Source organism: Variovorax sp. Root411 (assembly GCF_001425205.1).
Classification (GTDB): domain Bacteria; phylum Pseudomonadota; class Gammaproteobacteria; order Burkholderiales; family Burkholderiaceae_C; genus Variovorax.
The window spans coordinates 263,041-281,189 of record NZ_LMDW01000012.1; the positions used below are offsets into that span (position 1 = coordinate 263,041).

Sequence of the window (18,149 nt, forward strand, 5' to 3'; positions counted from 1 at the left end):
CCCGGAGACGGTCAGGCGAGGCGGCTGCGGCCCCGGGGGGACTGGAGCATCGCGTCGAGGCTGCGCGTGATTTTCTGCTCGATCATTTCGCTGAAGCTGCTGAACAGGAAGCCCAGCGTCGCGTCGAGCGTGAAGGTGCTTTCCGTGACTTCGACCGTGCCGTCGATGCCCGCGCGGGTGAAGGTCGCCACGTCGCGGCCGTCGCCCTGGGTGTAGACGCATTCGAGGCCGAACTCCTGCTCGACCTGTGCGATCCATTTGTGCGCGACGGCGCGCGCCCCGGCAATGCCCAGCGTGTGGTTGCGTTCGATATGGATGTCAGGCACCGTGGTCTCCGTTTTTGTGTTCCGGGCTGGAATGGGTCTGCAGGATACCGGTCGCCGATTGAAGCGCGGCGCGGCGTTCCGCGTCGGTCGGCAGCGCGGCAATGCGCCGGACCGCAGTGTAGAAGCGCGGCCAGTCGCTGCCCTCGCGCTCGAAGAGTTTCTCGAAGCCGGGCACGAGGTCGTCGTAGGCGGCCTGCGCACCGAAAGCCGCGTTGTTGGCGCGCGCCACCCAGGCGTCGTAGGCGTTCTGGCGCGGACCGGTCCAGCCCGCCTTCAGCTTCGCATAGCGTTCGTGGAAATCGGCCATGGCGGCCTGCTTCATGGCGTCGACCCTGGACCGGTCCTTGGCCTTGGCTTCGGGCGATTCGTAGATGCGGTTCAGCGCGCGGCGCGTGTCGAGCGCCAGCGCGCGGAATTCCTGGCGCTGCCCGTTGAACTGCGCGTACTCGCGGCGCGCCGGCTCGCCGGCTTCGCGCTGCAGCCACAGCGCCCCGCCGATGCGCTCGACCGCGGTGGCGTACGACTCGTTGAACACCGTGTCGCCGGGCACGTAGAGCACCTGGTGCGCCAGCTCGTGGAACACGATGCGCGCAAGCTCGCCCTCGGGGTAGCCGATGAAGGTGGACAGCAGCGGATCGCCGCCGGCCCAGTTCATCCAGCCCAGCGTGGAGTACGCGGGCACCGGGTACACGGCCGTTTCCAGGTCCTGCTTTTTCTGCGCCTCGGCTTCGGCATTGGCCGCGTCCTCGCTGTAGTAGCCGCGGTAACCCACGCAGCCCGCGACCGGAAAACACCAGTTCTTGAGCGTGAGCGAGTACGGCGGCGCGGCCACCACGTTCCACACGGCGGCGCGGCGGTGCAGGTCGGCGTACGACTTGTAGCTGGCGTTGTCGGGCAGGCCGAGTTCGCTGGAGGCGAAGCGGCGGATGCGCTGGGCGAGTTCGAGCTTGGCTTTCAGCGGCGCGGACACGGCCGGGTCGGCCAGCCACTCGGGCACGGGCCTGGCGGCCCGCATGATGTCGATGTGGCCGCTGGCGGACTGCCAGTAGTAGCCGAGGTCGGCGCAGCCGGCCAGGAACAGCGAGCCGGCCAGCGCGAGCGCGCGCAGGGGCCTCACGCCTTCTCGACCTCGACAAGGCAGTCGTAGAAGGTGGGCCCCCGGCCGATGTCGGTCAGGCGCTGGCTCGTCAGTTCGTTGACGTTGGTGCCGTCCACGCCGAGCTTGCGCCACCAGATGCCCATGCCGTGCACCACGCCCTGCCGCGCGCGGCGCGAGACCTCGGCGCGGCAGCGGTGCTCGCCGCGCTTGTTGAACACGCGCACCATCGCGCCGTCCTCGATGCCGCGCGCGGCGGCATCGGCCTCGTGGATCTCGAGCAGCGGCTCGACCTCGATGGCGCGCAGGCTCGTCACGTTGACGAAGGTCGAATTGAGAAAGTTGCGCGCCGGCGGCGAGATCATGGCCAGCGGGAATTCGGTCGAGCTGCCGGCCGGCTCCCAGTTGGGCACGTGATCGGGCAGGCCATCGATGCCCATGGCCTCGAGTCGCGCGCTGAAGAATTCGCAGCGGCCCGAGGGCGTGGGGAATTTGCCATCGGCAAACGGCGCCTCGGGCAGCTTCAGGCTGGTGAAGCCCTGCGCCAGCAGCTCGGGAAAGTCGATGGTGTTCCCGGCGAAGGCGGTTCGGCACAGGGTCTCGTCGTCGTCGCAGAAGCAGGGCTCGTCGAAACCCATGCGGCGCGCCAGCTCGCGGAACACCCAGGCGTTACTGCGGGCCTCGCCGCGCGGCGCCACGGCCGGGCGGTTCAGCAGCACGTCGGTGTGGCCGTAGCTGCAGTGGATGTCCCAGTGCTCCAGCTGCGTGGTGGCGGGCAGCAGGTAGTCGGCATAGTCGGCGGTGTCGGTGCGGAACTGCTCCAGCACCACGGTGAACAGGTCTTCGCGCGCGAAGCCCGCCGCCACCTTGGCCGACTCGGGCGCCACCGCCACGGGGTTGCTGTTGTAGACCACGATGGCCTTCACCGGGTTGGCGGTGTCGAGCAGCGCGTCGCCGATGGTGCTCATGTTGATGGTGCGCGGCTTGCGGCCGGCCAGCAGGTCGGGGCGCTGCAGCGCGGCGCGGTCGACCGGGTAGTGGCCCGAGCTGCTCAGCAGCAGGCCGCCCGCGCGGTCGCGCCAGGCGCCGACGAGCGCCGGCAGGCAGGCAATGGCGCGCGCCGCGTTGCCGCCGCCGCGCACGCGCTGCATGCCGTAGTTCAGACGGATGGCGGCCGGCTTGGTGGTGCCGTAGGCCCTGGCCAGCGACACGATCTGTTCCTCGGGAATGCCGCAGACTTCGGCCGCGCGCGACGGCGGCCATTGCAGAGCGCGCTCGCGCAGCTGCTTCCAACCCAGCGTGTGGTTGGCGATGTAGTCGTGGTCGAGCCAGTCGTGCACGATCAGCTCGTGCATCAAGGCCAATGCCAGCGCGGCGTCGGTGCCGGGCAACAGCGCGACGTGCTCGTCGCACTTGTCGGCGGTTTCCGTCTTGCGCGGGTCGATGCACACCAGCCGCGCGCCGGCGCGCCTGGCGGTCTGGGCGTGGCGCCAGAAATGCAGGTTGCTGGCGATGGAATTGCTGCCCCAGATCAGGATCAGCTTTGCCTCGGCGAAGAACTCGATGCGCATGCCGACCTTGGCGCCCAGGGTGTGGACCATGGCCTCGCCGCCGGCCATCGAGCAGATGGTGCGGTCCAGCAGCGAGGCGCCCAGTTTGTGGAAAAAACGACGGTCCATCGACTCGCCCTGCACCAGGCCCATGGTGCCCGCATAGCTATAGGGGACAATGACTTCGGGTTTTCCCTGTAATACTCGAAGATGCGCGGCGATGTCGTCCAGTGCGGCATCCCAGCTCACCGGCTCGAACTGGCCGCTTCCCTTGGGGCCGATGCGTTTCAGGGGCTGTACCAGCCGTTCCGCGTGGTCGTTGCGCTCGATGTAGCGCGACACCTTGGTGCACAGCACCCCGCCCGTGTGCGAATGGGCAGAGTTGCCCTGCAGCTTCACGGCCACGCCGTCCCTGACGGTGGTGACGAGTGCGCATGTGTCCGGGCAATCGTGAGGGCATGCGCCCAGCACGGTGGTCGATGCGGGCTGGGAAGGTGCTTTTTCGAGCAAGGTATCCGGTGCGTGGGCCATCGGGCAAGTCTAATTTGTGCGCGAATCAGAGCGCAGGAGGAGGTTTTGATCATGTTGAATCGACGTCGTTTTTCTTTGGCCGCGGGCGCGGCTGCCACCCTGGGTGGCTTCGGCATTGCGCGTGCGCAGGGCGACACGCCGCTGGTGCTGGGCCAGTCGGCTCCATTCACCGGACCGGCGGCGCAGCTGGGCATCCAGTTCCATCAGGGCGCGAAGCTGTTCCTGGACGCCTACAACGCCCAGCCGGGCCACCGCAACGTGGTGATCAAGAACCTCGACGACGGCTACGAACCCGAGCGCTGCGCCGCCAATACGCAGAAGCTGATCGATGAGGACGTGTTCGCCCTCTTCGGCTACGTCGGCACGCCGACCAGCCTGGCTGCGCTGCCGCTGGCGGCGAAGGACAAGATGCCGTTCATCGCCCCGTTCACCGGCGCGATGTCGCTGCGCGAGCCTTTCCAGAAGAACGTGTTCCACGTGCGCGCCTCGTACAACGACGAGACGGCGCTGATGGTGAAGCAGCTCACGCACCTGGGCCTGAAGAAGATCGCGGTCTTCTACCAGAACGATGCCTACGGCAAGGCCGGGCTCGACGGCGTGACGCTGGCGCTGTTGCAGCAGGAGCTGAAGCCGGTGGTGCTGGCGACGGTGGAGCGCAACTCGGTCGAAGTGGCGCCGGCGGTGAAGGCGATCGTGGCGGCCCGGCCCGACGCGGTGGTGCAGGTTGGCACGTACAAGGCCTGCGCGGCCTTCATCCGCGAGGCGCGCAAGGCGGGCTACGGCGGCACCTTCTTCAACATGTCTTTCGTCGGCACGCAGGCGCTGGCGGACGAACTGGGCAAGCAGGCGGCAGGCGTGGTGGTGACGCAGGTGGTTCCCTCGCCCTACAACCCGGCGAATGCGCTGGCGCGCGAGTTCGCTGACGCGGTGCACAAGGCCGGCAACGGTGCGAGCGCCAATTTTTCGAGCATGGAGGGCTACCTGGCCGCGAAGGTGCTGACCGAGGGCCTGCGCAAGGCGCCGGCCAAGCCCACGCGCGAGAGCCTGATCGCGGGGCTGGAAAGCATCGACCGCCAGCAGTTCGGCGGGTTCGATGTGTCGTTCTCGGCCAAGAACCACGTGGCGTCGAAGTTCGTCGAACTGTCGATGCTGACGGGGGACGGGCGGGTCCGGACTTAGGTCTTTGCTTCGGGGCTGCGTTCGCGCATTCGGGGTGCGTGCACAGGCCACCGGGTACTCCCCTGCGCGAATGTCCCCCGCTTCGCTCCTCCTTTATTTCGCTGCGGGGAGCACCCGACGCCCTGTGCACAACGAGCGCTGCCGTTGATTCGCTTGATCAACAAGTGCTCTGAACGATCACGTCGATGCGGGGGCCTTTTTCGCGAAATAAAGGAGGAGCGAAGCGGGGGACATTCGCGAAAAAGGTCACCGCGTCGGCGTGATCGCGCCCCGAACATCAACTACTGAGACCGTCCACCGCCTGGAACATGGCCTGCCGCGCCTGGCTGACGATCTGCCCACGCCAGGCATCGGTGTCCGTATAGAACGCCTCGAGCATCCGCGCGCGGATGCCGTCGGCCAGGTCGGCCGGTGCCTCGGGATGCTTGTGCAGCCAATGGTCGGCGCGCAGGGCCCCGGTCACTTCGAGCATCGGCAGCGTGCCGTACTCGAGCGCGATGCCGGTGTACTCGGCCTGCGGGCACTCTTCGTACATGGCGTCCCACATCATCCCGCGCAGCAGCGCCGATGTCGAAGAGCCGTCGTAGATCGAGGTGACGGGCGCGGCCGGCGTGCCCCACCATGCGTTGGCTCGGGCATAGGCGGTCTTGTCGTCGCGGCAGGCGAAGATGCGCTCGCCCAGGCCGTTGGGGCCGAGCCCCGTGTGCAGGTCGATCCAGGCCACACGTCGGGCATTGCCCGCATGGCGCTTCAGCACGCTGCGGATGGTCTTGTTGCTCCAGGTCGGCGCCTTGCCGCCGAAGAACAAGCCGTCGTCGAACTGGTACTGCCCGCTGGTCACTGCCGCCTGGAAGGCGGTGGCGCCGTGCTTGTCGATCCACTTCGCGACCGCCGCCTGGTTCTCGGGCGTGGGCGGCCAGGTGGCGGGCAGCAGCAGTTCGTGCAGCTTGGCGTAGGGCTCGTTGACCGGCACCGGCTTCGAGAAATCGATGAAGTTGCGGTTCAGGTCGACGTTCTCGTGCGTCACGCGACGGCCGTAGGAAAAACCGTGCGGGTTGAGCGCGTGCACATACAGCACCGCCACGCCCTGCGCCTTCGCCTTCTCGCGCCATTCGGCGTCGTGCAGCGCGAACACCTGCACGCCGCTGCCGCAATGGCCCTCGACGCCATGGCAGGCGCTGGTGACGATCAGCAGGTTCTGCGCGTTCGCATCGCCGTCGAGCGCCACGTCCATCGACAGCTCTTCGCCGTCGCGCCCCTTGAGCGGATGCGCGTGCGGCTCGACCGCGAGGCCGGCGCTCACGCAGCCCTGCAGGAACTTCTGGCGCGCCTGGGCGTAGCGCGGCGAAAAGGCTTCGGCGATTCCGATCATGTGGCGATCAGGCGCTTGCGCCGCCGGGCTTGAGGAACTGCTCGGCGATCTGCACCCAGCAGGTGGCGCCGAGCGGAATGAGGTCGTCGTTGAAGTCGTAGCTGGCGTTGTGCAGCGTGCACGGGCCTTCGCCGTGGTGCACGTCGCGGTGCGTGCCGTCGCCATTGCCGATGAAGGCGTACGCGCCGGGCTTGGCCTGCAGCATGAAGGCGAAGTCTTCCGAGGTCATGGCGGCCTCCTGCTTCAGCACGTTCTCGGGGCCGACGATGCCGCCCATCACGCGGCGCGCGAAGTCTGCCTCGGCCTCGGTGTTGACGGTGGGCGGGTAGTAGCGCTCGAAGCGGAAATCGCAGGTGGCGTCGTGCGCCGCGCAGATGTGGTCGCAGATCTGCTTCATGCGCGCCTCGATCATGTCGAGCACCTCGATCGAGAAGGTGCGCACCGTGCCCGACAGCTCGCAGTTGTCGGGAATCACGTTGTTGGCTTCGCCGGCGTGGATGGTGGTGACGGAGATCACGGCCGAATCGGTCGGCTTCATCTTGCGCGTGAGGATGGTCTGGAAGGCCTGCACGATCTCGCAGGCGATCGGCACCGGGTCGATGCCGGTCTGCGGCAGCGCGGCATGGCCGCCCTTGCCCATCACGTTGATGAAGAACTTGTTGCCCGAGGCCATCACCGGCCCGGGGCTCACGGCGAACTGGCCGGCCTTCATGCCGGGCCAGTTGTGCATGCCGAAGACGGCGTCCATGGGGAACTGCTCGAACAGCCCTTCCTTGATCATTTCGCGGGCACCGCCGCCGCCCTCTTCGGCCGGCTGGAAGATCAGGTAGACGGTGCCGTCGAAATTGCGGTGCTTCGCCAGGTGCTGCGCAGCCGCGAGCAGCATGGCCGTGTGGCCATCGTGCCCGCAGGCGTGCATCTTGCCGTGGTGCTTGCTGGCGTGGGCGAAGGTGTTGAGCTCGGTGACGGGCAGTGCGTCCATGTCGGCGCGCAGGCCCACGGCGCGGCTGCTGGTGCCGTTCTTCACGATGCCCACCACGCCGGTGGTGCCCAGGCCGCGGTGGATGGGAATGCCCCATTCGGTGAGCTTGCCTGCCACCACGTCGGCGGTGCGGACTTCTTCGAAGCAGAGTTCGGGATGGGCGTGGAGGTCACGTCGGACGGCGGCAATGCCGGCTGCCTGCGTGACGAGCGAGTCGATGAGTTTCATGGCGTGGTCGTCTCAAAACGCCAGTCTATCCACTCCGGCGTTTCGAGGCACCCGCAAAGCCTCGCTGTCCGGTGTTGTTCAGTGTCCGGCGGTCCAGAAGCCGATGTGCGGCGCGGAAGCTTCTTCCTCGAGCAGCGGTCCCACCACCTCGACGCGCCGCTGCCCGCGCGCGAAGATCTCGCGGCAGGGCAGCGAGAAGGTCGGGTTCTCGGGATGGTCGCCGGTCAGTCCGAGCAGCGCGTGCTCGGACAGCGCGTAGACCACGCGGCCGATGTTGGTCCAGTAGATGGCGCCCGCGCACATGCAGCAGGGCTCGGCGCTGGTGTACAGCGTGCAGCGCGCAAGCTGCTCGGGCGAGAGCAGCCGCGCGGCCTGCGCCGCTGCTGCGAGCTCGGCGTGCTGCGTGGGGTCGCCCTCGGGCGGCATCGAGTTGTTGCCCGCGGTGACCACGACTTCGCCGTGCTCGTTCGCCACCACCGCGGCAAAGGGATGGCGCCCGCGCGCCTTCGATTCGTCCGACAGCCGGATGGCCATGCGAAGCAATTCGAGGTCGCGCGGGGACAGGTCGGCGCTCATGTCTGGACGCGCCCCGCGTTCAGCGGCCGATGCTCTTCAGGTAGTCGGCGCGCGCGGCCAGCGCGGTGTCGGTGAAGTCGGTGAACACGCCGTCCACGCCGAGCTTGTAGTACACGCCGTATTCGCTCTTGCCGTCCTTGTTGTAGTCGGAGGCCAGGCGGCGCGACTCGTTGCGGAAGGTGAAGGGATGCACGAACAGGCCGGCCTTGTGCGCGTCGGCGATCAGCGAGGTGGGCGCGGTGGAGGTGGCATCGGCGTCGTTGATCTTGCCGTCCTTGTTGACGTCCACCGGCTTGCCGTCGGCGCCGATGGTGCCCTTGATGCTCACGATGTAGCGCTTCCAGGGGCCGATGCCGTCGGCGTACGTCTTGATCTCGGCCAGGCCCGCGGGCGTGACCATGGCGTCGAAGTTGCGCTTGTCGCCGGCCTTGGTCCAGTCGTAGGGGCGGTCGCTGGGCACGGCGAACGTCACCGCGCCGGTCTTCAGGTCGACGCTGTCGCCGTCGATGAGCTGGATGAGCCGGGTGTTCAGGCCCTTGCTCTTCATGTACTTCAGGCTGCTGGGCTCGAAGGACTGCACGTAGATCGGGGCGGTCTTGCTGTTCCAGCCGGCGGCGTTGATGGCGGCGATCATCTTGTCTTCCAGCGGCAGGCCCAGGTCGCGGAAGTAGGTCGGGTTCTTCGACTCGGGGTAGATCGCGATGGTGCGGCCGGTTTCCTTCGACTTGGCCTTGGCGAAATCGATGATCTCCTGGAAGGTCGGGATCTTGTACTTGCCGTTGAATTCCTGCGGGCGCTCGGCGTCGGTGGAGATGCCGCCCAGGGTCTTGATCTCGGCCAGCGTGAAGTCGTTGCTGAACCAGCCGGTCTGGGTCTCGCCGTCGACCTTGATGGTCTTCTTGCGCGAGGCGAAGCGGGGGTGCTTCGCCACGTCGGTGCTGATGGCGAGGTTGGGGTCGTGGCGGGCGATGAGCACGCCGTCCTTGGTGGAGACCAGGTCCATCTCGATCACGTCGGCGCCGAGTTCGATGGCGCGCGAATAGGCTTCGAGCGTTTCCTCCGGCAGGTAGCCCGAGGCGCCGCGGTGTGCGATGACCAGCGGCGGGTTGCCGTCGAGCGTCAGCAGTTTGCTGGAAGGCCCGGTGGTGCTGCAGGCCGCCACGCAAAGGGCGGCGGTGGCGGTCAAGGCGAGCTGAAGGGTGCGCATGGTCCTGGGTTCTCCGTCCAAAAGAGAGGCAGCGTACCCGCTTGGGGTGACAGCTACTGCATCCACGCACGGACCGTGCCGACTTCCGGGAGAATGTGTTGCATGCTCCACACGCTTTCCCCCCAAAGCCTGCTGCTGGCCCAGACCCTGGTGCGCATGAACACCATCAGTGCCAACAGCAACCTCCAACTGATCGACTTCGCGCAAAGCCACCTCGCCGCCCTGGGCGTCAAGAGCCGCATCACTTACAACGCCGAACGCACCAAGGCGAACCTGTTCGCCACGCTGGGCGAAGGCAAGCCAGCCGGCGTGATCGTCTCGGGCCACACCGACACGGTGCCGTGGGACGGGCAGGACTGGAGCGTCGACCCGCTGTCCGCCGTGGTGCGCGACGAGCGGCTGTACGGACGCGGCTCGGCCGACATGAAGAGCTTCATTGCCATCGCGCTGTCGAACGCGAAGCGCTTTTTGGAAAGCGACTCGCCCTTCGCGGTGCATTTCGCCTTCAGCTACGAGGAAGAGATCGGCTGCTTCGGCGTGAAGGAACTCATCGCCGACATGCGCGAAGCCAACATCAAGCCGCTGGCCTGCATCGTGGGCGAACCCACCAGCATGGTGCCCGCCATCGCGCACAAGGGCGTGTACCGCTACAAGTGCTGCGTGCGCGGCAAGGAGGCGCATTCGTCGCTCACGCCGAAGTCGGTCAATGCCATCGAGATGGCGGCGCGCGTGATCGGCAAGGTGCGCGACATGGCGGAAGACTTCGAGCGCAGCGAGACGCGCTACGAGGGCTTCGACGTGCCCTTCAGCACGGCGAGCGTGGGCCAGTTCCACGGCGGCATCGCCGACAACGTGGTGCCGCGCGACGCCGAGTTCCGCTACGAGTTCCGCGACCTTCCGACCGCCGATGCGAAGCGCATGCAGGCCGACGTGGTGGCCTACGCCGGCAGCATCGAGCCGGCGATGAAGAAGGTGGCGCCCGATGCGGGCTTCAGCTTCGAGACCATCTGCGAGATCCCGAGCTTCCTGGGCTCTGCCAACGACCCCGTCACGCTGCTGGCGCAGCGCCTGGCAAGCGAGGATCGCACCACGCTGGTGGCCTTCGGCACCGAAGCGGGCCTGTTCAAGAACGCCGGCATCCCCACGGTGGTGTGCGGTCCGGGCAGCATCGAGCAGGCGCACCAGCCCGACGAGTACGTGAGCCTCGAGCAGTTGGCGCGCTGCGAGCTGTTCATGGAGCGGCTGGCTTCTTCTCCTAGCATCGGCTGAGATGGTGCGTTGCTTTCCGGGGGGCGATCACGCCGACGGGGTACCTTGCTCCGCGAATGTCCCCCGCTTCGCTCCTCCTTTATTTCGCTGCGCAAGGCACCCCGCCGTCGTGATCGTTCAGRGCACCGGGTGCTCCCCGCAGCGAAATAAAGGAGGAGCGAAGCGGGGGACATTCGCGGAGGGGAGTACCCGGTGGCCTGTGCACGCGCCCCGAAAGAAAAGCACCGGGGCTCAATTGACCGAAAGCAGCAACCCACTGCAGCGCATGAAGCGCGTCGCCCTCGGCCTGCTGTGCGGTGCCGCCGTGCTTTATGCGGTAGCGAGCGCACTGCATGCGCAGCATCCGGCGTGGGGCTACATAGCGGCCTTCTCCGAAGCCGCGATGGTCGGCGCCATTGCCGACTGGTTCGCGGTGGTGGCGCTGTTTCGCCATCCGTTGGGCCTGCCGATTCCGCACACCGCCATCATCCCGAGCAACAAGGACCGCATCGGCGCCAAGCTCGCGGGCTTCATCTGCGACAACTTCCTGAGCACCGGACAGGTGCTCGGCAAGCTGCGGGAATTCGATGCGGCCGGCCGCATCGCCGACTGGCTGGCCCGGCCCGCGAGCGGCGACAAGCTCGGCGAATGGGGCGTGGCTGCCACGCGCTACGGGCTCTCGGCCTTCGACGACGAGCGGGTGCGCGACTTCCTGGGGCGCGCCGCCGCGGCGGGCCTCGAGAAGATCGATCTCTCGCGCCTCACCGGCCAGGCGCTCGACGCGCTCACCGCCGGCGGGCGCCACCAGGCCCTGCTCGACGACGTGCTGCAGCAGGTGGCCGGCCTGCTCGAAGGCGACGAGGTGCAGGCGCACATCACCGAGGCCATCGCGCGCGAAATCAAGACGCTGCGCTATGTGGGCCTCGACCAGGTGGCCGCCAAGCTGGCCACGCGCAAGATCGTCGCGGCCGTGGCGCGCACCATCGGCGAGCTGGCTGCCGAGCCCGACCATCCGATGCGCAGGCGCTTCGACCACTTCGTCGACGACTTCGTGGTGCGCCTGAAGCTCGACCCCGAGTTCCAGCTGCGCGGCGAGCAGATCCGCGCCGAGCTCGTCGCGCACCCGGCCCTGGGCGACTACCTGCACGGCCTGTGGGGCGAGCTGCTGGCGTGGCTGCATGACGACCTGGGCCGCGGCGACTCGACCATCCGCCGGCGCATTGCCTCGATGGCCGGCGCGCTGGGCACGCGGCTGCAGGGCGACGAGGCCATCCGCCGCTGGATCAACGAGCAGATCGAGGCGGCCGCGCCGCTGGCCATCGAGCGCTACCGGGAAGACATCCGCCGCTACATCGAGGAGCGCGTGGGCGAGTGGAACGCGCAGGAAATGACGCTCGAGCTGGAGCGCCACATCGGGCGCGACCTGCAGTTCATCCGCATCAACGGCACCCTGGTGGGCGGGCTCGTGGGGCTGCTGATCCACACGGTCACGCAGCTGCTGCGCGGCTGAGCGGGCCCGGGTAATCCACAGCGAACGAAAGTCCGCATCCTGTCTCCGGAGAGACCCCGCGGCCCCTGTCGCCTCCTAGACTGCTTCGCGCATCAATCAACCAGAGGAGACACGCACCATGCCCCGTCGAAGCAGCCTCGGCGCGATCGCGCTGACCGCCACCCTCGCCCTGCTGGGCGCCTGCAGCAGCGTCGCGCCGCCATCGGCCACGCGGCCCGCTTCCTGGGGTCCGCCCGAGGCGCTGGTCGCCCCATCGTCCTTCGCGGGGGTGCATGGGCTGGCCATCGACGCCAAGGGCCGGCTGCTCGCGGGCTCGGTGCTCGGCAACACGCTGTGGGAGGTCGACCGCAGCACCGGCGCGGCCAAGGTGCTGATCGACGCGCCCGAAGGCCAGGCCGACGACATCGCCGTGGGCCCGAAGGGCGAGCTGGCCTGGACCAACTACCTCATGGGCATGCTGCGCTACCGCGAGAGCGACGCCGCGCCGATGCGCGTGCTCGCCAAGGACCTGCCCGGCCTCAACTCGCTCGACTTCGACCGCCGCAACGGCAAGCTCTACGCCTCGCAGGTGTTCCTGGGCGACGCGCTGTGGGAGATCGACCGCGAAGGCCAGAAGCCGCCGCGGCTCATCAAGAAGGACATGGGCGGCTTCAACGGCTTCGAGGTGGGCCCCGACGGCATGCTCTACGGGCCGCTGTGGTTCAAGGGCCAGGTGGTGAAGATCGACCCGGCGAACGGCGCCATGACCGTGATCGCCGATGGCTTCAAGATCCCGGCCGCCGCCAACCTCGACGGCAAGGGCAACCTCTGGGTGGTCGATGCGCGCAGCGGCGAGTTGGTGCAGGTGGACCTCGCCACCGGCCGCAAGACCGTCGCAAAGCAGCTGCGGCCTTCGCTCGACAACCTCGCCATAGCCAAGGACACGCCGGACGGAACGATCTACGTCTCCAACATGGCGAACAACGAGGTGCAGGCCTTCAACCCCGCCACCGGCGACCTGCGCACGCTCACCAGCGGCAAGTTGGCCGTGCCGGCCGGCATGAAGATCGACGGCAACGACCTCTGGGTGGCCGACGTCTTCGGCTTTCGCCAGGTCGACGTGCGCACCGGCGAGGTGCGCGACGTGTTCCGCATGCAGCGCGACCCCGACCTCGACTACCCGTTTGCGGTCGGGCTTTCGCCCAGGCTTTTCGCGCTGACCTCGTGGTTCACGGGCACGGTGCAGCTGGTCGACCGCCAGACGCTGAAGACCGTCGAAACCATCCACGGACTGAAGGCGCCGTTCGACGCCATCCCCATGCCCGACGGCAGCGTGATCTACGCCGAGATCGCCACCGGCAGCATCACCCGCGCCAGTGGGCCGAAGTTTTCCGAAAAGTCAGTGCTTGCTAGTGGCCTGAACGGCCCGGTGCAAATGGTCGTCGGCCAGGACGGGGCGCTCTATGTGACCGAGGCCGCTGGCAAGCTGCTGCGCATTCCGCTGGACGCCAGCGCGCCGCTGCGCACCGTGGCCGACGGGCTGGCACTGCCCGAGGGCGTGGCGCAGACGCCGTGGGGCAGCTTCATCGTGGCCGAGAGCGCGGCGCGCCGGCTGGTGGAAATCGACCCCGCCAACGGCACGCGCCGGACGGTCGCCGAGAACCTGCCGATCGGCCTCGCACCCGGGCCGGGGCTACCTCCGCCCTATGTGGTGACGGGCGTCGCGGTGGGACGCGACGGCACGATCTACATGAGCTCCGATCGCAACAATGCGATATATCGAATCCGTCCCGTAAGGTAGCGTAACGAAAAGTTTAGATTTCAGTTTACTTTGAAAAACAAATATTACAGACTGCGCGGGACGTCTTGCGGCGTCCCGATCGCATCCGGTGGTCGGGGGTTCGCGAGGCGCTCTTTTCTTTGAAAGGCACATCTCATGACTCCGCTCGTCGTAGGCCAACTGCTGTCGCCCGAGTACGCACTGGGCATGGTGGCGCTTTCTTTCGTCATTTCGTTCGCGGGCTCGCTGGTGGCCCTCATCTGCGCCGGCCGCATGGTCGGCGCGGACGGCAAACCCAACCTCGCGGTCGTGGCCTGTGCAGCGGTGGCGCTGGGCGGCATCGGCATCTGGTCGATGCACTTCATCGGCATGCTGGCGTACCGCCTGCCGGTGGCCATCTCGTACAACATGCCGCTCACGGTGGTGTCGCTGGTGGCGGCCATCCTGATTTCCGGCATCGCCCTCTACATGGCCGGCGGCCGGCGCAAGTTCAGCAAATCGGGCTGGCTCGGCGGCAGCCTGCTGGCCGGCATCGGCGTCTGCGTGATGCACTACATGGGCATGTTCGCGATGAACATGCGCGCCTCGATGGACTTCGACCTGACGAGAGTCGGGCTGTCGGTGCTGATCGCCGTCAGCGCCGCCGGGGCGGCCCTGTGGCTGGCGTTCAACCTGCGCAAGTTCGCGCACAAGGTCGCGGCCGCCGCCGTGATGGGCGTGGCGGTCTGCACCATGCACTACGTGGGCATGAGCGCGGCCAACATGGTGTGCATCGCGGCCGCACCGACTGACGCGCTGGCCATCGGCGGCAGCTACATGGGGCTCACGGTGTTCGGCACGGCCGGCACGGTGCTGATCTTCATCTACTGGGTGGTCACCGGCAGCAGCCTCGACGCCCCGGTGGCCGCGCGGCGCGCCCGCACCAGTTGACCAGCCAGTAGGCGCAAGCGGGCGCGGCACCCGCCCCCTAGAGTCTGTGCAGAGCGAAAACACGCGACCTGCACAGACTCCACATGCCCATCATCGAATCCCGGCTGCAAGCGGCCAGCGACACCTTCCAGGCCAACCGCGCCGGCATGCTCGCGCTGCTCGGCCAGGTGCGCGAGCACGAGGCCCGCGCCGTGGCGGCCTCCGGCGCCTCGGCCGAGCGCTTCGCCAAGCGCGGGCAGCTGCTGCCGCGCGAGCGCCTCGCGCTGCTGCTGGACACCGGCGCGCCCTTCCTGCCGCTGGCCTCGCTCGCGGGGCTGGGGCAGGACAACCCCGACCTGTCGAAAAGCGTGCCCGGCGGCGGGCTGATCTCCGGCATCGGCCAGGTGTCGGGTGTGCGCTGCATGGTCAGCGCCTCCGACTCGGGCATCGACGCCGGTGCGCTGCAGCCCATGGGCCTCGACAAGCAGCTGCGCGTGCAGGAGATCGCGCTCGAGAACAAGCTGCCCTACGTGCAGTTGGTGGAAAGCGCCGGCGCCAACCTCATGCAGTACCGCGTGCAGGACTTCGTGCGCGGCGGCAACATCTTCCGCAACCTCGCGCGCCTGTCGGCCGCGGGGCTGCCGGTGGTGACGGTGACGCACGGCTCCTCGACCGCAGGCGGCGCCTACCAGACCGGGCTGTCCGACTACATCGTGATGGTGCGCGACCGCACGCGGGCCTTTCTCGCGGGGCCGCCGCTGCTGAAAGCGGCCACCGGCGAGATCGCGACCGAAGAGGAGCTGGGCGGCGCCGTGATGCACACCCACGTCTCGGGCCTGGGCGACTACCTGGCGGAAGATGACCGCGACGCCATCCGCATCGCACGCTCGATCCTCGGCGGCATCGACTGGACGCACGACGAAGCGCCGCGCAAGTTCACGCCACCGCGCTACGAAACCGAAGACCTGCTCGGCATCATGCCGAGCGACGGGCGGCGGCCGGTGGACATGCGCGAGGTCATCGCGCGCATCGCCGACGGTTCCGAATTCCTGGAGTTCAGCGAGCACTACGGCAGCGCCACCGTCTGCGGCCACATCCGTCTCGAAGGACATGCGGTGGGCATCATCACCAACAACGGCCCCATCGATTCCGACGGCGCCACCAAGGCCACGCATTTCATCCAGGCCTGCTGCCAGTCGCGCACGCCCATCGTCTACCTCCAGAACATCACGGGCTACATGGTGGGCCGCGCGCACGAGGAGGCCGGCATCATCAAGCACGGCGCGAAGATGATTCAGGCCGTGACCAGCGCGACGGTGCCGCAGATCACGCTGCACTGCGGCGTTTCCTACGGCGCGGGCAACTACGGCATGTGCGGGCGGGGCTTCGCGCCGCGCTTCTGCTTCTCATGGCCCAACGCGCGCACCGCGGTGATGGGCGGCGAGCAGGCGGCGAAGACCATGGCCACCGTGATGGAGGCCGGCATGGCACGCAAGGGCGCGGTCGACCACACGAAGATCGAGGCAATGCAGCAGCAGGTCGTCGAACGCTTCGAGCGGCAGATGAGCGTGTTCACCACGAGCGCGCTGCTGCTCGACGACGGCGTGATCGATCCGCGCGACACGCGCGCGGTGCTGGCCGAGGTTCTTTCCGTGTGCCGCGATGCCGATGCGCGCGTGCCGCAGGCCATGCAGTTTTCGGTGGCACGGCCATGAGCAGCGCGTTCCACCAGATCCTGATCGCGAACCGCGGCGAGATCGCGGTGCGCGTGATGCGCACCGCACGCGCCATGGGCTATCGCACGGTGGCCGTGTATTCGAGCGCTGACGCGGATGCCGAGCATGTTCGGCAGGCCGACCAGGCCGTGTGGATCGGCGAGTCGCTGCCCGCGCAGAGCTACCTGAACATCGCCGCGATCATCGAGGCTGCGCATGCGAGCGGCGCCGATGCAGTGCACCCGGGCTACGGCTTCCTCGCGGAGAACGCGGCGTTCGCGCGGGCCTGCCGCGATGCGGGGCTGGTCTTCATCGGGCCATCGCCCGAAGCCATCCGCGCGATGGGCGACAAGGCCGGCGCCAAGCGGCTGATGCAGGCGGCGGGCGTGCCGTACATTCCGGGCTACCAGGGCGAAGACCAGCGCACGGAAAAGCTCGCGGCCGAGGCGGCACGCATCGGCTGGCCCGTGATGATCAAGGCGACCGCGGGCGGCGGCGGGCGCGGCATGCGGCTCGTCACCTCGGCGGCGAACTTCGCCGAGCAGTTGCACAGCGCGCAATCCGAAGCGCTCAACGCCTTCGGCGATGCCACCGTGATCCTGGAGCGCGCCATCGTCGCGCCGCGCCACATCGAGATCCAGGTGTTCGCCGACCGGCATGGCAACGCCATCCACCTCGGCGAACGCGACTGCTCGGTGCAGCGGCGGCACCAGAAGGTGATCGAGGAAGCGCCCTCGCCGGCCGTGTCCGACGCGCTGCGCGAACGCATGGGCGCGACCGCCGTCGCGGCGGCGAAAGCCATCGCCTACGAAGGTGCGGGCACATTGGAATTTCTGCTCGATGCCGAAGGCCAGTACTGGTTCATGGAAATGAACACGCGCCTGCAGGTGGAGCACCCCGTGACCGAAGCAGTGACGGGCCTCGACCTGGTAGAGCTGCAATTTCGCGTCGCGGCCGGCGAGCCTTTGCCTCTGACGCAGCAGGACGTGCGCATCGCCGGCCACGCGATCGAAGTGCGCCTGTGCGCCGAAGACCCGCTGCAGGGCTTCTTGCCGCAAAGCGGTGCGCTCGCGGCATGGCGGCCTTCGCCCGCGCTGCGCACCGAGCACGCCTTGCGCGACGGTGCCGCCGTGCCGCCCTTCTACGACTCGATGATCGCCAAGCTCGTGGCGCACGGCCGCACGCGCGAGGAAGCCCGGCAGCGGCTGGTCGCGGGCCTGCAGGACACGGTGGCGCTCGGCCTCTCGACCAACCAGCAACTGCTGCAGCGTGCACTGTCGCACGATGTGTTCGCGAGTGGCGCGGCGACGACCGCCTTCATCGGCGATCACCTCGAATCGCTGCTTGCCGCGGATGCCGTCAACGAAACCCGCGCTGCATTGCTGGCGGCGCTGTTGCTGCAACTGGGCGAGCGCGGCTGGCCCTCGCCGCTGGCGCACACGCTTCCCAATTCCCTGCGCTTCTCGCTCGATGGCGTGGTGCGTGCGGCCCGCGTGACACCGCGTGGTGCCGGCCGATTCGACATTGCACTGGACGGCGCAGCCCCCGTGCAGCTCGCATTGCTCGCACTGCCCGACGACGGCAGCCTGCGCTTCTCGTGCCGCGGTCTGGCCGAGCAGGCGTTCGTCGCGCGGCAAGCCGAACGCGTGGATTTCCACTTTCGCGGCCAGTCGTTCCGGTTGGAGAACCTCACGCACGTCGCGGTGGCGCGCACCGACGGCACCGGCAGCGACGGCCTGCTGCGCGCCTCCATGAACGGCCGGGTGATCGCGCTGCTCGTGGCCGAAGGCGATGCGGTCGCCGCGGGCCAGCCGCTGGTCACGCTCGAAGCGATGAAGATGGAGCACGTCCATTGCGCGCCGCGCGCCGGCCGCGTCGCCCTGCATGTCGCGGTGGGCGCGCAGGTGGCCGCGCGCCATGTGGTCGCGCAGGTCGCGGATGCATGACGCCTCCAATCCATT

The 18,149-nt window shown here is 68.1% G+C and carries 14 protein-coding genes; 7 read left to right on the forward strand and 7 right to left on the reverse strand.

The features are described from left to right. Nucleotides 1–11 precede the first annotated feature (11 nt). The 3 genes from ASC92_RS12170 to ASC92_RS12180 are packed head-to-tail and all read right to left on the reverse strand — an operon-like array spanning nucleotide 12 to nucleotide 3,503. Entirely contained in the window at nucleotides 12–326 is a 315-nt protein-coding gene (locus ASC92_RS12170; protein WP_056515331.1) for a polyhydroxyalkanoic acid system family protein, read from the reverse strand. Beyond that, complete coding sequence (locus tag ASC92_RS12175; protein WP_056515334.1) at nucleotides 319–1,443, reverse strand: aminopeptidase; 1,125 nt, start codon at nucleotides 1,441–1,443, stop codon at nucleotides 319–321. The genes ASC92_RS12170 and ASC92_RS12175 overlap by 8 nt, the downstream gene beginning before the upstream one ends. Then, on the reverse strand, nucleotides 1,440–3,503 hold the full coding sequence (locus tag ASC92_RS12180; protein WP_056515337.1) for a molybdopterin-dependent oxidoreductase: 2,064 nt from the start codon (nucleotides 3,501–3,503) through the stop codon (nucleotides 1,440–1,442). Before ASC92_RS12180 ends, ASC92_RS12175 begins: the two co-directional genes overlap by 4 nt. Nucleotides 3,504–3,554: 51 nt before the next feature. Between ASC92_RS12180 and ASC92_RS12185 the strand changes: the two genes are divergently transcribed. Continuing rightward, nucleotides 3,555–4,682, forward strand: a complete 1,128-nt coding sequence (locus ASC92_RS12185; protein WP_056516364.1) for an ABC transporter substrate-binding protein — start codon at nucleotides 3,555–3,557, stop codon at nucleotides 4,680–4,682. A gap of 277 nt (nucleotides 4,683–4,959) precedes the next feature. Here ASC92_RS12185 and ASC92_RS12190 read toward each other — a convergent pair whose 3' ends face one another. From ASC92_RS12190 to ASC92_RS12205, 4 genes are all read right to left on the reverse strand, one after another. Continuing rightward, nucleotides 4,960–6,054 carry a M14 family metallopeptidase gene (locus ASC92_RS12190; RefSeq protein WP_056515340.1) on the reverse strand — a complete coding sequence of 365 codons (1,095 nt, stop codon included), beginning with the start codon at nucleotides 6,052–6,054 and terminating at the stop codon, nucleotides 4,960–4,962. Between the two features lie 7 nt (nucleotides 6,055–6,061). Further along, nucleotides 6,062–7,264, reverse strand: coding sequence for a M20 aminoacylase family protein (locus ASC92_RS12195; RefSeq protein ID WP_056515343.1), 1,203 nt, complete (start codon nucleotides 7,262–7,264; stop codon nucleotides 6,062–6,064). Nucleotides 7,265–7,342: 78 nt separating this feature from the next. Next, nucleotides 7,343–7,840, reverse strand: a complete 498-nt coding sequence (locus tag ASC92_RS12200) for a nucleoside deaminase (protein ID WP_056515346.1) — start codon at nucleotides 7,838–7,840, stop codon at nucleotides 7,343–7,345. Between the two features lie 19 nt (nucleotides 7,841–7,859). Then, nucleotides 7,860–9,047, reverse strand: coding sequence for a glycerophosphodiester phosphodiesterase (locus ASC92_RS12205; RefSeq protein WP_056515348.1), 1,188 nt, complete (start codon nucleotides 9,045–9,047; stop codon nucleotides 7,860–7,862). A 102-nt stretch (nucleotides 9,048–9,149) separates the two neighbouring features. Here ASC92_RS12205 and argE point away from each other — a divergent pair, with 102 nt between their 5' ends. From argE to ASC92_RS12235, 6 genes are all read left to right on the forward strand, one after another. After that, nucleotides 9,150–10,316 (forward strand): acetylornithine deacetylase, encoded by a 1,167-nt coding sequence (gene argE, locus ASC92_RS12210; protein WP_056515352.1) that lies wholly within the window; start codon nucleotides 9,150–9,152, stop codon nucleotides 10,314–10,316. Between the two features lie 265 nt (nucleotides 10,317–10,581). Continuing rightward, on the forward strand, nucleotides 10,582–11,805 hold the full coding sequence (locus ASC92_RS12215; RefSeq protein WP_056516367.1) for a DUF445 domain-containing protein: 1,224 nt from the start codon (nucleotides 10,582–10,584) through the stop codon (nucleotides 11,803–11,805). Between the two features lie 118 nt (nucleotides 11,806–11,923). Next, nucleotides 11,924–13,585 (forward strand): hypothetical protein, encoded by a 1,662-nt coding sequence (locus tag ASC92_RS12220; protein WP_056515355.1) that lies wholly within the window; start codon nucleotides 11,924–11,926, stop codon nucleotides 13,583–13,585. A 135-nt stretch (nucleotides 13,586–13,720) separates the two neighbouring features. After that, a complete protein-coding gene (locus ASC92_RS12225; RefSeq protein ID WP_056515358.1) occupies nucleotides 13,721–14,494 on the forward strand; it encodes an MHYT domain-containing protein in 774 nt (257 codons plus the stop codon). Nucleotides 14,495–14,577: 83 nt separating this feature from the next. Further along, nucleotides 14,578–16,188, forward strand: coding sequence for an acyl-CoA carboxylase subunit beta (locus tag ASC92_RS12230; RefSeq protein WP_056515361.1), 1,611 nt, complete (start codon nucleotides 14,578–14,580; stop codon nucleotides 16,186–16,188). Then, nucleotides 16,185–18,134, forward strand: a complete 1,950-nt coding sequence (locus ASC92_RS12235) for an acetyl/propionyl/methylcrotonyl-CoA carboxylase subunit alpha (protein ID WP_056515365.1) — start codon at nucleotides 16,185–16,187, stop codon at nucleotides 18,132–18,134. Before ASC92_RS12230 ends, ASC92_RS12235 begins: the two co-directional genes overlap by 4 nt. Nucleotides 18,135–18,149 lie beyond the last annotated feature (15 nt).